Source organism: Autumnicola edwardsiae, from assembly GCF_031846505.1.
GTDB lineage: Bacteria > Bacteroidota > Bacteroidia > Flavobacteriales > Flavobacteriaceae > Autumnicola > Autumnicola edwardsiae.
The window spans coordinates 1-14,553 of record NZ_JAVRHP010000042.1; the positions used below are offsets into that span (position 1 = coordinate 1).

Annotated in this window: 14 protein-coding genes; 12 read left to right on the forward strand and 2 right to left on the reverse strand. The window is 39.9% G+C overall.

Going from position 1 to position 14,553, the window contains the following annotated elements:
* On the forward strand, positions 1 to 310 hold a 310-nt coding region (locus RM529_RS09490; RefSeq protein WP_311484559.1), incomplete at its 5' end, for a hypothetical protein.
* Positions 311 to 608: 298 nt separating this feature from the next.
* Here RM529_RS09490 and RM529_RS09495 read toward each other — a convergent pair.
* The gene (locus tag RM529_RS09495) at positions 609 to 1,793 is read right to left on the reverse strand and encodes an MFS transporter (RefSeq protein ID WP_311484560.1); all 1,185 of its coding nucleotides are present in this window, start codon (positions 1,791 to 1,793) and stop codon (positions 609 to 611) included.
* Positions 1,794 to 2,106: 313 nt separating this feature from the next.
* Between RM529_RS09495 and RM529_RS09500 the strand changes: the two genes are divergently transcribed.
* From RM529_RS09500 to RM529_RS09545, 10 genes are all read left to right on the forward strand, one after another.
* Positions 2,107 to 2,523 carry a Dabb family protein gene (locus RM529_RS09500; protein ID WP_311484561.1) on the forward strand — a complete coding sequence of 139 codons (417 nt, stop codon included), beginning with the start codon at positions 2,107 to 2,109 and terminating at the stop codon, positions 2,521 to 2,523.
* Positions 2,524 to 3,076: 553 nt separating this feature from the next.
* Positions 3,077 to 3,421, forward strand: a complete 345-nt coding sequence (locus RM529_RS09505) for a rhodanese-like domain-containing protein (RefSeq protein ID WP_311484562.1) — start codon at positions 3,077 to 3,079, stop codon at positions 3,419 to 3,421.
* 245 nt (positions 3,422 to 3,666) lie between these two features.
* On the forward strand, positions 3,667 to 4,968 hold the full coding sequence (locus tag RM529_RS09510) for a cytochrome ubiquinol oxidase subunit I (protein ID WP_311484563.1): 1,302 nt from the start codon (positions 3,667 to 3,669) through the stop codon (positions 4,966 to 4,968).
* 2 nt (positions 4,969 to 4,970) lie between these two features.
* A complete protein-coding gene (locus RM529_RS09515) occupies positions 4,971 to 6,011 on the forward strand; it encodes a cytochrome d ubiquinol oxidase subunit II (protein WP_311484564.1) in 1,041 nt (346 codons plus the stop codon).
* Positions 6,012 to 6,028: 17 nt separating this feature from the next.
* Positions 6,029 to 7,084 carry an MBL fold metallo-hydrolase gene (locus RM529_RS09520; protein ID WP_311484565.1) on the forward strand — a complete coding sequence of 352 codons (1,056 nt, stop codon included), beginning with the start codon at positions 6,029 to 6,031 and terminating at the stop codon, positions 7,082 to 7,084.
* Positions 7,085 to 7,222: 138 nt separating this feature from the next.
* Positions 7,223 to 7,636: a hypothetical protein gene (locus RM529_RS09525; RefSeq protein WP_311484566.1), complete on the forward strand. Its 414-nt coding sequence runs from the start codon at positions 7,223 to 7,225 to the stop codon at positions 7,634 to 7,636.
* A 140-nt stretch (positions 7,637 to 7,776) separates the two neighbouring features.
* On the forward strand, positions 7,777 to 8,262 hold the full coding sequence (locus RM529_RS09530) for an acyl-CoA carboxylase biotin carboxyl carrier protein subunit (RefSeq protein WP_311484567.1): 486 nt from the start codon (positions 7,777 to 7,779) through the stop codon (positions 8,260 to 8,262).
* A 150-nt stretch (positions 8,263 to 8,412) separates the two neighbouring features.
* Complete coding sequence (gene accC, locus RM529_RS09535) at positions 8,413 to 9,852, forward strand: acetyl-CoA carboxylase biotin carboxylase subunit (protein WP_311484568.1); 1,440 nt, start codon at positions 8,413 to 8,415, stop codon at positions 9,850 to 9,852.
* A gap of 49 nt (positions 9,853 to 9,901) precedes the next feature.
* Positions 9,902 to 11,443: an acyl-CoA carboxylase subunit beta gene (locus RM529_RS09540; protein WP_311484569.1), complete on the forward strand. Its 1,542-nt coding sequence runs from the start codon at positions 9,902 to 9,904 to the stop codon at positions 11,441 to 11,443.
* Between the two features lie 274 nt (positions 11,444 to 11,717).
* Positions 11,718 to 12,617, forward strand: coding sequence for an NAD(P)-dependent oxidoreductase (locus tag RM529_RS09545; protein ID WP_311484570.1), 900 nt, complete (start codon positions 11,718 to 11,720; stop codon positions 12,615 to 12,617).
* A gap of 115 nt (positions 12,618 to 12,732) precedes the next feature.
* Here RM529_RS09545 and RM529_RS09550 read toward each other — a convergent pair whose 3' ends face one another.
* Complete coding sequence (locus RM529_RS09550) at positions 12,733 to 13,356, reverse strand: trimeric intracellular cation channel family protein (protein WP_311484571.1); 624 nt, start codon at positions 13,354 to 13,356, stop codon at positions 12,733 to 12,735.
* A 175-nt stretch (positions 13,357 to 13,531) separates the two neighbouring features.
* On the opposite strand from RM529_RS09550, the gene trxB reads away from it, so the two are divergent.
* The gene (gene trxB, locus RM529_RS09555) at positions 13,532 to 14,506 is read left to right on the forward strand and encodes a thioredoxin-disulfide reductase (RefSeq protein ID WP_311484572.1); all 975 of its coding nucleotides are present in this window, start codon (positions 13,532 to 13,534) and stop codon (positions 14,504 to 14,506) included.
* Positions 14,507 to 14,553 lie beyond the last annotated feature (47 nt).

Consider the following 14,553-nt stretch of genomic DNA (forward strand, 5'->3'; position numbering starts at 1 on the left):
GCTGTTGGGCTTAATTCAGAGTTATTTGGTGAGTTGGTTGGTGTTCGTGAGCTTTTCGGTTTACTGGAAATGGACACGCAAAGTGAATTCCTTGTTCTATTTTACCTATTGTTTTTTGTTCCTCGCTTTTGCAATTCTTGGAATTTATATTCAGGATGTGGATATTAGTAGGGCTTCAGGAGTTATGTCTGTGGGAAATTATCCGGTTCTAACGATGATGGTTTTAAAGCATTTTATAACTTCTGTGGTACTTACCGCCTTTTTACAAATAAGCAGCTGGTGGTTTACCAGGAGATGGCACAGGAGATAACTTTTTAATATTCTGAATTTTAATTGAAAGCACCTGAATAATTTTTGTTTCTGAAGGAAATTCTGATCCTCATTGTTCTTTAACGGAAGGTGACATTATTTCGAGAGAATTAAAATCACAGTTTAACTGCATGCCGATATTTGCCATTTTTGGTCCTTCGTCTTAGTTCTTACTGATTTTTTCCAGAATTCGAATCTTCCTCGTTTTTTTCAATTCTGAAGAGAAATTTTTCAAAATAAATTTTTTTTCTTCAATAGAAGTTAGCTTTATCAGTGAAAGCAGATTAAGACGGAAGGGTTCAGACTTCCGAAGAATTTTTTCTAAATATCGCCCACAATCCGAATGCCGGCCCGATTGCGAGAAAAACAAACAAATAAATCGGGTTAATTATACCCATAAGCAAATTGATTAGCTGAATACTGATAATTGTGATGCCGAATCCTATAGAATTTGTAATTGTAAGAGCTGTGCCGCGGGATTCTGCGATAGCATTTTGAGCTACTAATGTTGAAAAAAGAGGAGAATCTGCAACTACCATAAATCCCCAAAATATGAGGAAAATAATTAAGGCAGTTGGAGAATTTTGAAGAAGCAGTAAGGGAGAAATTAAGCAACAAAAACCTGAAAGAAAAAGCGCTGTGGCTGCAGTATACCGGGTGCCAATTTTTTTTGAAACATAGCCACCTATAACACAGGCAAAACCGCCGGAACCTATAACAAGGAAAGAAAGCAGAGGAATATTAAAAATAGCACCGGGATGTATTTTCTGATAAATTTGCAAAGCTACCGGTACAAAAGCCCAAAAAGCATAGAGTTCCCACATATGGCCAAAGTAGCCAAAGGCGGCTGCTCTAAACCGGGAATTTCTGAAAACATTAAAAGCCGCTGAAAAATCTTTTTTCAGTTTTGGCTGCCTGTACGGTCCGTCCGGAATAAAGCAAAAAATTAGCAATCCGCCCAAAACAGAAAGAAGAGAGGTTGTTATAAGAACAGTTTTCCAGGGCAATGCACCGGTGGCTGCAATGTCTTTTAAAAAATGAGGAAATGCAGTCCCCAAAACCAAAGCTCCTACAAGAAATCCCAGGGAAGTGCCCAACCCTTTCTGATAATAGTCTGTGGCGATCTTCATACCCACAGGATAAATTCCGGCGAGGGAAAATCCGGTAAGAAACCGCAAAAACAACAAGCTGTTCAACGTATTACCTTCAGAAATAATACTAAAGTTAAAAACTGCTCCCAAAAGGGCACAGACAAGGAATACTTTGGAGGGCGAAAACCGATCTGCAATGCCGAAAATTGCAAAAATAAGAGTGCCGCTTATAAAGCCAAATTGTACTGCAGAAGTTAAATGGCCAAGAGCGGAAGCATTTAAATTATAGTTCAGCAGTAAATCTGCCATCACGGCATTGCCGGCAAACCACAGGGAAGTACAGCAAAACTGGGAAAAAACAATAATTGGTAAAATATGTCTTTCGGCAGGCATTTTGGCGTGATTTGATGCGAAGAAAAGTAAAAATGCCGATATAAGTAAGAAATTTTTTAGATAGCAACAGATCTTTTGTTGGCGAAGCATCTCGGTTTCGATAACTTTAGAACCCTTCAAACTCAAAATGTAAATTAGAAAGAGAAAAAGTTTTTTATGCGGCTTTCCCGTATAAGAAGAAGAACCAAAAATGACAAATATCGATCATATAGTAGAAAGATTTCCTCACTGGAAGTCAACTAAATTTTACAAAAAGATCTTTGAACCTGCCTTATTTATTGTAATTTAGGAACCTTAAAAATATATTCTTATTATGTCCGGAATACTTAAATTAGTAGTCATAGCTGCAGTTTTTTTAGGTGCAAGTACCCTGTCGGCTCAAGAAGAGAAAATGGATTTTGATGCCAATTTCTCGCATGTTGTTTATTTTTGGTTCCATAATCCCAATAATGCCGAAGACCGAGAGGCTTTTGAAACTTCCCTCAAAAAGTTCCTGAAAAACAGCGAATATGCACAAACAAAATTTATTGGAGTACCGGCGGAAACCCCGCGTGATGTAGTGGATAATTCCTATACGTATTCCCTTATCCTCACTTTTCCTTCAAAAGAAATTCAGGATAAATATCAGTCAGAACCGGCTCATAAAGTATTTATAAAAGAATCTTCTCATCTTTGGAAAAAAGTGCAGGTTTACGATTCTGTTGGAATAGACAAATTAGCAGGGGAATAAACTTATTTTCAGTAAATATGCTACTTCAGGTTTGCTGATAATCAGGGAAATCAAATAATTACAACCTGTTGAGCTGACAAGATTAAATTCTGATTATTAATAAAGGTCTGAAAATTCCAGTTTTCAGCAGATATTGATCTTTTATACAGTTTGGTTAGAATTCACACCCATTTCCTTCAGCTCATTTTTAATCTGTTCAGCCCGGTATTTGGGTAACGCTAATTTTCGGAGCCCAGCTAAAACAAAATGAAGTGCTTACAAAATTCCTGTATGCAAAAGCGCGGCTTTTCCAGAGTCTGGGAATAGTTCCAAAACTGGAACAGCCCGAGAGATAAGCAAAAATATCTCAGGTTTAAAATTAGAAACTTATAGGAGTTTTCTTCCTACTTTTACCGCACTTTTAAATTTAGGTATGTTCTTTGATATTTATCCAGGTAGATCCATAGAATGTAAAAAGCTTCAGAAAATTTCTGATTCATGTCACTTACAAAAACAGAACCTATTCACCCGAATGGAAAGATTAATAGATTTTAAAGTATAGGAGAACTATAAAATGAATATTTTTAAAAATTTGTTTGGTTTCGGTTCCCGGGCTAATGCAAAAATAGAAATTCTTAAAAAAGCTCAGTTTAAAAAACACCTTCTGGAAACTCAGGGCGTTTTAATAGATGTGCGTACTCCCAAGGAATTTATTGAAGATCATATTCAAAATGCCAGGAATATCAATTTCTATGACTCCCGGTTTATGACTAATGTTAAGAACCTGGATAAAGATCAGCCTGTTTTTATTTACTGCCGAAGCGGGGCCAGGAGTTCACGTGCGGCCAGGAAAATGATAAAACAGGGGTTTACAAAAATATATGATTTAAAAGGTGGATTTCTCGCCTGGCAGGAGTAATCCACAACATCCGGCTTTTCAGCCGCTACTTCAGTTAGTTTTTATTTACAACAGTTCCACATTAACTTTTCTAAAAATGATGTGTTGGTTTTCTTCTGAAAAATAGAAGTTAGACTGCTTAATTCCTGCCGAAACAAGTGCTAGTCCATCAATTTTTACCTAAATTTATTCAAAATAAAAACAGCTCCTGATTATTCTTTAATAAGCTTAAAATCAGGGTTTTTTAAGTTTGTGAGTAAATTTCTATGGAAAATTTAGAATACGCAAGGCTGCAGATGGCCTTTACCCTTGGCTTCCATATTATTTTTGCCTGTATAGGGATGGTAATGCCTTTTTTTATGGTAGTAGCCCATCGTAAATGGCTAAAGACAAGAAATCCGCTTTATCTGAAACTTACCAAAGCCTGGCTCAAAGGGGTGGCAATATTTTTTGTGACCGGTGCAGTTTCGGGTACGGCCCTTTCATTTGAACTCGGTATGCTCTGGCCCGAATTTATGAAACATGCCGGCCCTATTATTGGAATGCCGTTTTCTTTAGAAGGAGCGGCTTTTTTTGTGGAAGCAATTGCCCTTGGGTTTTACCTCTACGGCTGGAACAAACTTCCGGAAAATTTTCATTGGTTTACAGGCATCATAATTGGCATTTCTGGGGTGGCATCTGGAATTCTTGTTGTTTCAGCAAATGGCTGGATGAATGCTCCTTCCGGATTCGACTACATAAACGGCCAATTTACCAATATAGATCCTGTACAGGCTTTTCTGAATCCCGCCTGGTTCACCCAGGCATTGCATATGACGCTTGCCGCCTTTGTGGCAACGAGTTTTGCGGTTGCCGGGCTCCATGCCTTCCAGATTTTGCGCGGCAATAACCCCAAACTTCATAAACAAGCTTTTAAAATTGCAATTTCTTTTGGCGCGGTCGCGGCACTCCTGCAACCTTTAAGCGGGGATCTTTCTGCCAAAGATGTTGCCCAAAGGCAGCCGGTTAAACTTGCAGCCATGGAAGCGCATTACCAAACCGGAAAGGGTGTTCCGCTGTACATTGGTGGGATTGTAGATGAAGAAAATAAAGAGGTAAACAATAAAATAGAAATTCCAAACGCACTCTCTTTTCTGGCTTTTGGGGATTTTGATGCTGAAGTACGTGGGCTAAACGATTTTCCTGAAGACGAACTTCCTCCGGTGGCCATTGTGCATTACGCATTTCAAACCATGGTTGGAATTGGTACGCTGCTTATGCTCGCGGGGCTGCTTTATTTTATTAGTCTGAAGAAGAAATCCTGGATGGACAATCGCAAATACTGGTGGTTCTTTATGTTGCTTGCGCCACTGGGTTTTATTGCTTTAGAAGCCGGTTGGGTGGTTACAGAAGTAGGGCGGCAACCATGGATTATCCACGGAATTATGAGAACTGAAGATGCGGTAACCCCAATGCCGGGGATGAAATTCAGTTTCTATATGTATCTCCTGGTGTACATTACGCTGGCCTTTACGGTTACCTGGCTTATGAAAAGGCAAATTAAAGTCTTAAATGAAGATACAGAATAGTTATGTTGTACGTCGTCCTATTTTTTACACTCTTTTCTTTCTTCCTTTATGTGCTTTTGGGTGGTGCAGATTTTGGCGCGGGTATCGTAGAACTTTTTTCTTCCAGGGAAAACAAGAAAATCAACCGTGATACGATCTATAAAGTTATGGGACCGGTTTGGGAAGCCAATCATATCTGGCTAATAATTCTCATTGTTATCCTCTGGATTGCCTTTCCCGTTTATTTTAACGTGATTATTATCTATTTGCACGTTCCCCTTACGTTGGTGCTTCTGGGGATTACTATGCGCGGAGTAGCATTTATTTTCAGGCATTATGATGCCATAGAGGATCGTTCACAATATCTTTACAACGCCATGTTCCGTATTTCCAGCTTTATTACACCTGTCTTTCTGGGAATGTCTTTTTCTGCATTAATCGGGGGAAAAATAATCCGGACAGAAGATTATGCTGCCTATACTTTTCAGGATATTTTTATGGATCCCTGGTTCAATATTTTTTCTCTGCTCGTGGGCTTATTTTATGCAGCGCTTTGTGCTTTCCTCGCTTCAACTTTGCTTATAGGAGAAAGCGAGGGGAAGATAAGAAAAATGTATAGCCGAAAATCGGGATATTTTACCATTGCCCTGGTCTCAATTGGCTTTGTACTTATAGCTTACGGCTATTTTTCTGATATTGCTTTCATCGAAGATTTTATTACCAATCCAATTTCAATAATTGCTGTTGTTTTGTCCGGAATTCTTCTTATCCCGCTTTGGAATTCTATTAGAAAGCAAAACAGGATCGCCAGTCGTTATCTGGCAGGTTTTCAGGTAATACTCATTTTATTTGCTGCGCTTTATGCACACTTTCCGTATATTATAATTACTTCGGAAGAAGAATTGAGCATTCTTGAGGGAGTTGCTCCGGAATCTTCTATTACCAGCCTTGGAATTTCCCTTATTATTGGCGGATTCGTTATCTTACCGGGACTTTTTCATCTTATGAAATCATTTAATATGATCAAGGTGTACCAAAAAGATGCAGAGGAACTTAAAGAGTAAATTATATACTAATAACTGTGGCAGGAATTAACGACTTCAAAAAATCATTTGGAAAGAAACCCGAAGGGGAGCGGCTGGAAAGAATAAAAAAGTCCCCCAATTATTCTGAAGGAAAATTTCAGAACGTGCAGCCTACAGCCGTAAGTCCCGAAGATGTTTCGATGATTACCGTGCTTAAAGATTTTGTAACACGGCCTAAATCAGTTAGACCTTCGGCAGAACTTCCGAACATAAAAACAGATTTACATAATCTTTCTTCAGAAAATCCCGCTATAGTGTGGTTCGGCCATTCCTCGTATTTTATAGACCTTAACGGGTACAGGGTTCTGGTAGATCCGGTTTTCAGTGGGAATGCTTCTCCGGTTAAATTCTTCGGAAAATCATTCCCCGGCGCAGATCATTATGAAGTTGAAGATTTCCCTGAGATAGATTTGCTTATACTCACGCACGACCATTACGACCACCTGGATTATCCCACAATTATTAAGCTGAAGAATAAAGTAAAAAAAATTGTTACGTCTCTGGGAGTGGCGTCGCACCTGGAATATTGGGAATTGGAAAAAGAGAGCATTACAGAACTAGACTGGTGGGAAGATAAGCGAATAAATGCAGAAGTTAAAGTTACAGCCGCTCCATCCAGACATTTTTCGGGAAGGGGAACCACACGTTTTCAGACGCTATGGTCATCGTTTATACTGGAATTTACGGAATATAAGATTTTTGTAGGAGGAGATTCCGGATATAGCCAGCAGTTTAAAGAAATCGGAAGAAGGTTTGGTCCTTTTGATCTGGCTTTTCTGGAATGCGGGCAGTATAACGAAAACTGGTCGGAGATCCACATGTTTCCGGAGCAGACGGTCGCGGCTGCAAAAGATTTGAATGCTAAAGTGGCAATTCCTGTACATTGGGGAAAATTCACATTATCGATACATCCGTGGAACGAGCCGATTAAAAGATTTGTGGCCTCCGCAAAAAAGGTAGGGCAGCATTATGTAGCGCCGAAAGTCGGAGAACCCTACCGACTGGGAGAGGAATATAATCAAGAGGTCTGGTGGAAATTTGAGGGAAAGTAACAATTTTTAAAAGGAGACTATATTAAAAATCTATGCCGAAAATTTCCAATTTTCGAACATCATTTATTTTTCTGGCTACAAAATGAAAAAGAAAAATGAGCAATTTAATTTTCATTTTTTGCACAATGTAGTTTTACAATGACAAATCTTAAGATCAAAAGAAACTCTGAGTGGGCAAATAAAATGCGTTCTTTTAAACTTATTTTGGATGGAGAGCTCCTTGATACAATTGAAGACGGTGAAATAAAAGAATTTGAAATTTCAGCGGGCAATCATACCCTCCAGGCAAAAATCGATTGGTGCACAAGCCGTCCCATAAATTTTGAAATTATCGAAGGGGAAGAGAAACTTGTGGAAGTTAAAGGCTTTGTTTTTTCTAATTGGTTCCTACCTATTGCCCTTTTTAATGCATTTTTATATTTTTTTCTAGATATCGTCTACGATATCCACTCTGTTTATCTTGCTTTTCTCATGTTCCTTTTCCTCGGCTATCTTGTTTATTTTATCACTTTTGGAAGAAACGATTACCTCCGGCTTATCGAATATAATTAGTTTTTCCTTTTATATTTTCGGCTTATAAATGCCTGTATCTACTGCCTTTTTTTAAAAGCTCTGCAAAGTCTGTAAAAAATGCTTTAAACTTTTTCTATATTTACGAAACAGGCTTCAAAAGCCTCTTTTAAGTAAGAAATATGAAAAAAAAATATAAGATCAAGGTAAATAATATTTATGAATATCAATTTACCAATCGTGAAATTGCAGCTTTAGATCAACAGGAACTTTCCGGCTCCAAATTTCATGTTTTAAAGGAACATCAATCTTTTAAAGCCGAAATTCTGAATTCCGGTTTCAACCAAAAAAAATATACGGTCAAGATCAACTCCAATATTTATGAAGTAGATATTGCCAACGAGCTGGATTTGCTTATTGAAGAAATAGGACTTTCATTAGGTTCTGCCCAGGCTGTAAACGATATAAAAGCACCAATGCCGGGTTTGATTCTGGAAGTAATGGCAAAAGAAGGAGACGAGGTAAAAGAAGGTGATTACCTGCTTGTGCTGGAAGCCATGAAAATGGAAAACACCCTCACTGCGCCCGGCGATGGGATTATAAAATCTGTACATGTAGAAAAAGGGCAAACGGTAGATAAAAATCAGTTATTAATAGAACTGGAGTAAATTAGTGAAGAGTGAAAAGATAAAAAAGTCACGAGCATAGGATTTTCTATATCAGAGCTTAAAGCCTACAACAAGATGCCTTCAGCCGAAGATTTATTCAGAATTATAAAAGAGGAAAGCCTTGGCAGGCAGTAAAAATATAAAATTAAAATGAAGAAAATATTAGTAGCCAACCGGGGAGAAATTGCATTGCGGGTAATGAAAACCGCCCAAAAAATGGGTATTAAGACCGTGGCTGTTTTTTCTAAGGCAGACAGGAATGCGCCGCATGTGAAGTTTGCAGATGAAGCGGTATGTATTGGAGAAGCGCCTTCTAACGAATCTTATTTGCGCGGGGATAAAATTATAGAAGTAGCCAAAGATCTTGGAGTGGACGGTATACATCCCGGCTACGGATTTTTAAGTGAGAATGCGGGATTTGCCGAAAATGTGGAAAAAAACGGCATCACCTGGATTGGCCCCGGTTCTAAAGCGATTAAAATTATGGGAAGCAAACTTGCCGCCAAAGATGCGGTCAAGAAATATGGAATTCCCATGGTTCCCGGGATAGACGAGGCTATAACCGATGTGGAGAAAGCTAAAAAAATTGCAACGGAAATTGGATTTCCAATTTTGATTAAAGCTTCTGCCGGAGGCGGCGGAAAAGGAATGCGAGTTGTTGAAAAGGAGAAGGATCTCGGAGACCAGATGCAGCGTGCGATTAGCGAAGCCGAATCTGCCTTTGGGGATGGTTCTGTTTTTATTGAAAAATATGTAGGTTCTCCGCGACATATAGAAATTCAGGTTTTATGCGATACGCATGGAAATTTCCTTCATCTTTTTGAACGGGAATGTAGCATTCAGCGTCGGCACCAGAAGGTTGTGGAAGAAGCGCCTTCGGTAATTCTTGATGAAAAACTTCGGAAAGAAATGGGAGAAGCTGCCGTAAAAGTAGCCCAAGCCTGTGATTATGTTGGGGCGGGAACTGTAGAGTTCCTGATGGATGAGAACAAGAATTTTTATTTTCTGGAAATGAATACGCGCCTGCAGGTGGAGCATCCGGTAACCGAATTAATTACCGGGATCGATCTTGTGGAACAACAGATAAAGGTAGCGCGAGGTCAAAAATTGCAATTTTCGCAGGATGATCTTAGAATTACCGGCCATGCGGTGGAACTGCGTGTGTATGCTGAAGACCCCATGGAAGATTTTATGCCCAGCGTAGGAACCCTGGAAAGATACCGCGGCCCGGCAGGGGAAGGAATCCGCCTGGACGATGGTTTTGAGGAAGGAATGGAAGTTCCAATCTATTACGATCCAATGCTCGCCAAGCTAATCACCTACGGAAAGAGCAGGGAAGAGGCCATTCAGCTTATGATAAAGGCGATAGATGCATACGAAATAAAGGGCGTTATGACGACTTTGCCTTTCGGAAAGTTTGTCTTTGAACATGAAGCCTTCAGAAGTGGGAATTTCGATACCCATTTTGTGAAAAAATATTATTCCGCAGAAAAACTGGAAGCAAAAATTGAAGAAGAGGCGAAACTTGCCGGATTAATCGCTTTGAAACAGTACCTGAAAGACCAGAAATTAGTGCGCTTACCAAAGTAAAGGTTTGAATGCTTCAGCATTCAAAATACAAAATTAGAATCTTAAGATAATGAGTCAGAATATAGAAAAGTTAAATGAGAAAATTAAACAAGCTCATTTGGGCGGCGGTGAAAAACGCATTGCCAAACAACATGAAAAGAAGAAGTTAACCGCCCGCGAAAGAGTAGATTACCTGCTGGACGAAGGTTCTTTTGAAGAGCTTGGAATTCTTGTTACCCATCGTACTACCGACTTTGGAATGGATAAACAGCAATACTACGGTGACGGAGTTGTGACCGGATATGGTACTATAAATGGCCGGCTGGTGTATGTTTTTGCTCAGGATTTTACCGTATTTGGCGGCGCTTTATCTGAAACTCATGCTGAGAAGATCTGCAAAGTTATGGATCATGCTATGAAGGTTGGCGCGCCAATTATCGGATTAAACGACTCAGGTGGCGCCAGGATTCAGGAAGGGGTGAAATCCCTGGGCGGCTATGCCGATATTTTTTACCGGAATGTTCAGGCTTCTGGCGTAATTCCTCAAATATCAGCAATTATGGGGCCTTGTGCGGGAGGAGCAGTTTATTCCCCGGCAATGACAGATTTTACGCTTATGGTGCAGGACACCAGTTATATGTTTGTGACCGGCCCAAATGTGGTGAAAACCGTGACCAATGAAGAGGTGACTTCTGAAGAACTTGGCGGCGCGAGTACGCACTCTACAAAATCGGGGGTTACGCATATTACTTCATTTAACGATATTACCTGCCTGGAGGATATCAAAAAACTGATGAGTTATCTTCCGCAGAACAATAAAGAAACCCCGGAAAAGCTGCCTTTTGAATTGAGCGACGAGATTAGAGAAAATTTAGACACTTTGGTGCCGGATAGTTCCAACAAACCTTATGATATGCATGAGGTGATAAAGGGAATTATAGATGAAAATTCTTTTTTCGAAATTCATAAAGATTATGCCGAAAATATTATTGTAGGTTTTGCGCGGCTTGGCGGCAGGAGCATTGGGATTGTTGCGAATCAACCTATGAGCCTTGCCGGAGTTCTGGATGTGGACAGCTCTAAAAAAGCGGCACGTTTTACAAGATTTTGCGACTGTTTTAATATTCCATTACTCGTGTTGGTTGATGTGCCGGGATTTCTTCCGGGAACAGACCAGGAATGGAATGGAATTATCCTGCATGGCGCTAAATTGTTGTATGCTTTAAGTGAAGCAACCGTGCCACGGGTAACAGTGATTACCCGCAAAGCCTACGGCGGAGCATACGATGTGATGAACAGTAAACACATTGGCGCCGATCTTAACTACGCCTGGCCTACTGCGGAAATCGCCGTGATGGGGGCCAAAGGTGCGAGTGAAATTATCTTCAGAAGAGAAATTAAAGAGGCAGAAGATCCTGAATTAAAACTTTCTGAGAAGGAAGCTGAATATGCTGAAAAGTTTGCCAATCCGTTTAAAGCAGCCCAACGCGGATTTATTGATGAGGTGATTATGCCGAGAGATACACGCAAAAAGCTACTAAAGGCTTTCAGTATGCTCGAGAATAAGCAGGTACTGAGGATTGACAGGAAGCATGGGAATATTCCGTTGTAAATTCAGTTGAAAGTTTTTAAAGTTGAAAAGTGGAGAGTGGAGAGTGAAGAGTGGAAAGTGGGTAGTGAGAAGGAGCAATTCAAATTTCAAAATTTATAATTTAAAATAAATTTTCAGGTCGATAATTGCCATTTTCAAGACTTGCCTTTAAGAGAGGAAGGAGAAGAGAAAAAATTTTCCGTACCTCTCACTTCTTACCTCGTACTTGGGATAAGGTTGATAATTGTCATTTTAAGAGCAGGACTTTTTCAGAAGAAAAAGAGAAAAATAAAATATGAAATTTAAGAAAATTGTTTGTGTAGATAGTACCAAGATCGAAAATTGGGCTTTGGAGGAACTACAGCAATACACTGAAGATAAAATTGATTTTTATAAGGATGATCCCGGATCTAAAGCTGAGGTTTTAGAGCGAATAGGCGATGCAGAAGTCATTTTTGTGTCCTGGAGAACTCCGATTGATGAGGAAATCATTAAAAAATGCCCTAATCTTAAGTACATAGGGATGTGCTGCAGTTTATACGATGATGCTTCGGCTAATGTGGCGGTTAATTTTGCCAGGGAAATGGGAATTGGCGTTACCGGCATCAGGGATTACGGCGATCCCGGGGTGATAGAGTTTATAGTTTCGGAAATAGTGAGATTGCTACACGGATTTGGAGAAAATCAGTGGCGGGAAATGCCAATGGAACTTACTGGTAGGAAACTGGGCATTATCGGGCTTGGAACTACCGGACAGCTGCTTGTAAAATGTTTGCTGCCTTTTGGGATGGATCTCTGCTACTTCAGCAGGACCAGGAAAAAGGATTGGGAAGAGCAAGGAGTAAAGTATCTGGAGCTGGAGGAATTGCTAAAAACTTCAGAAATGGTGAGTATTCATCTACCTAAAAATATTGAAATTCTGAAGAAAAAGGAGTTTCAGCAGTTAGGTTCGGGTAAAATTCTAATCAATACTTCGCTGGGATTACCGATGGACGAAGAAGCTTTTAAGGAATGGATAAGTGAGCCTTCAAATTTTGCAATTTTCGACGGAGATGCAAAGAGTAAACTGGATGGGCGAATTTTAAAAAATAAAAACCTGATTTCTGTAGACAAAAGCGCGGGATGGTCCTCAAAAACCGAAGAGCGCCTCTCTCAAAAGGTGCTGGACAATTTCAAAGATTTTATTGAAAAATAAATTCTTCAGTTGTAAATTTTACTGCTAAAAAAATTGAAAATTTCTGCTCCTGGTGCCGATAATTTCCATTTTTTGATACAGGCTTTGCTGAAAAGGAATCTGCACTTTTTAGTACTTAATTATTCTGAAGCAGATGATAAGAAGGCAATGAAATCTTATATTTTACCACCAGCAGCCTGATAGCGATTACTGTAAGTGACGTGACGATGTAAATAATATCAGTATTTACTCCCAGTTTGTGAAGAATAACAAACGCCAGCCCCCCAACAATACATGCTGTGGCATAAATTTCCCTTCGGAAGATCACGGGAATTTCATTACAAAGAATATCCCTTACCACCCCGCCAAAAGTACCTGTCATTGCTCCTATGGCAATAGAAATTATGGGGTCAAGATTGTTGGAAACACCGGTTTCTACCCCGGTAATTGTAAAAACTCCGAGTCCGATGGTATCAAATAAAAAAAGCGATGTTTTAAGGTAGTTTATCTTATTTCGGAAGATAATTGCGAAAATAGTTACGGCGCCAATCAGGTAGACATAGGCAGCATTTTCCATCCAGGCCACGGGCGTGTTCCCCATAAGAGCATCCCTAATGGTACCGCCGCCAATTGCTGTAACAAATGCAATAATAAAGATGCCGAATAGATCCAGTTTCCGGTCCATTGCGGCAAGTGCCCCCGAAATGGCAAAGGCCATTGTTCCCAAAATGTCGAGAATATTAAATAAACTCAGCTCCATAGCGGGCAAAGGTAAATTTAAACTTTTAATTGTGAAGAGGTCATACTGGATTTTTGCTGAAGCTTCTGAGATACCAGGAATTTGTTGCAGCTATTCGACAATAGTAAATCTTCATCATTATAAGGCCCGGAATTTACTTAAAGTTAGTATTTTTGCACTTCAAACTAAACTGATTATGAGCGATAAAGTTGAAAGAATTAAATGTCTTATAATAGGCTCAGGGCCGGCAGGATATACTGCAGCAATCTATGCGTCCCGCGCAGATCTTAAACCGGTTATGTATACAGGGATGGAACCGGGCGGACAGTTAACCACTACGACTGAAGTAGATAATTTTCCAGGGTATCCAGACGGTATAGATGGTCCTAAAATGATGATGGATCTTCAAAAACAGGCTGAACGTTTTGGTACTGATGTTAGGATAGGAATGGTGACCGAGGTTGAGTTCAGCAAAGAAGTTGGAGGAGTTCACCGTGCGCGTGTAGATAACGCGACATGGGTGGAGGCAGAAACTGTAATTATTTCTACCGGAGCTACTGCAAAATACCTTGGGCTGCCAAGTGAGCAGAAATTAAGAGGAGGCGGAGTTTCAGCATGTGCTGTTTGCGACGGTTTCTTCTATAAGAATCAGGATGTTGCAATTGTAGGGGGTGGAGATACCGCTGCGGAAGAAGCTACTTATCTTTCCAATATTTGCAATAAAGTAACAATGCTGGTTAGAAAAGATGAAATGCGGGCTTCTAAGGCCATGCAGCACAGGGTGACCAGTACTAAAAATATCGATTTAAGATATAATACTGAAGTAGATGAAATACTTGGCGACCAGGTAGTTGAAGGTTTAAGAATGGTGAATAACCAAACCGGGGAAAAAGACGAAATCAAGATCACCGGATTTTTTGTAGCTATTGGTCATAAGCCAAATACCGAAGTTTTTAAAGGTCAGTTAGATATGGATAACACCGGGTATTTAATTACCACGGGGAAATCTACAAAAACAAACCTTCCGGGGGTTTTTGCTTCTGGAGATGTACAGGATAAGGAGTATCGCCAGGCAGTAACTGCTGCCGGTACCGGTTGTATGGCTGCATTGGATGCAGAACGTTATCTTGCAGAGGTGGAAAGTAGAGAAGAAGAGGAAGTGACTGCCTGAAAATGGCAATTTTCGATATAAAGAAATCCCGCCAACTAATGTTGACG

Coding starts and splice junctions, on each gene's coding strand:
- RM529_RS09505 (WP_311484562.1), top strand. CDS start 3,077: ATGAATATTTTTAAAAATTTGTTTGGTTTCGGTTCCCGGGCTAATGCA.
- RM529_RS09500 (WP_311484561.1), top strand. CDS start 2,107: ATGTCCGGAATACTTAAATTAGTAGTCATAGCTGCAGTTTTTTTAGGT.
- RM529_RS09510 (WP_311484563.1), top strand. CDS start 3,667: ATGGAAAATTTAGAATACGCAAGGCTGCAGATGGCCTTTACCCTTGGC.
- RM529_RS09545 (WP_311484570.1), top strand. CDS start 11,718: ATGAAATTTAAGAAAATTGTTTGTGTAGATAGTACCAAGATCGAAAAT.
- accC (WP_311484568.1), top strand. CDS start 8,413: ATGAAGAAAATATTAGTAGCCAACCGGGGAGAAATTGCATTGCGGGTA.
- RM529_RS09540 (WP_311484569.1), top strand. CDS start 9,902: ATGAGTCAGAATATAGAAAAGTTAAATGAGAAAATTAAACAAGCTCAT.
- RM529_RS09495 (WP_311484560.1), bottom strand. CDS start 1,793: ATGCCTGCCGAAAGACATATTTTACCAATTATTGTTTTTTCCCAGTTT.
- RM529_RS09525 (WP_311484566.1), top strand. CDS start 7,223: ATGACAAATCTTAAGATCAAAAGAAACTCTGAGTGGGCAAATAAAATG.
- RM529_RS09550 (WP_311484571.1), bottom strand. CDS start 13,356: ATGGAGCTGAGTTTATTTAATATTCTCGACATTTTGGGAACAATGGCC.
- RM529_RS09515 (WP_311484564.1), top strand. CDS start 4,971: ATGTTGTACGTCGTCCTATTTTTTACACTCTTTTCTTTCTTCCTTTAT.
- trxB (WP_311484572.1), top strand. CDS start 13,532: ATGAGCGATAAAGTTGAAAGAATTAAATGTCTTATAATAGGCTCAGGG.
- RM529_RS09530 (WP_311484567.1), top strand. CDS start 7,777: ATGAAAAAAAAATATAAGATCAAGGTAAATAATATTTATGAATATCAA.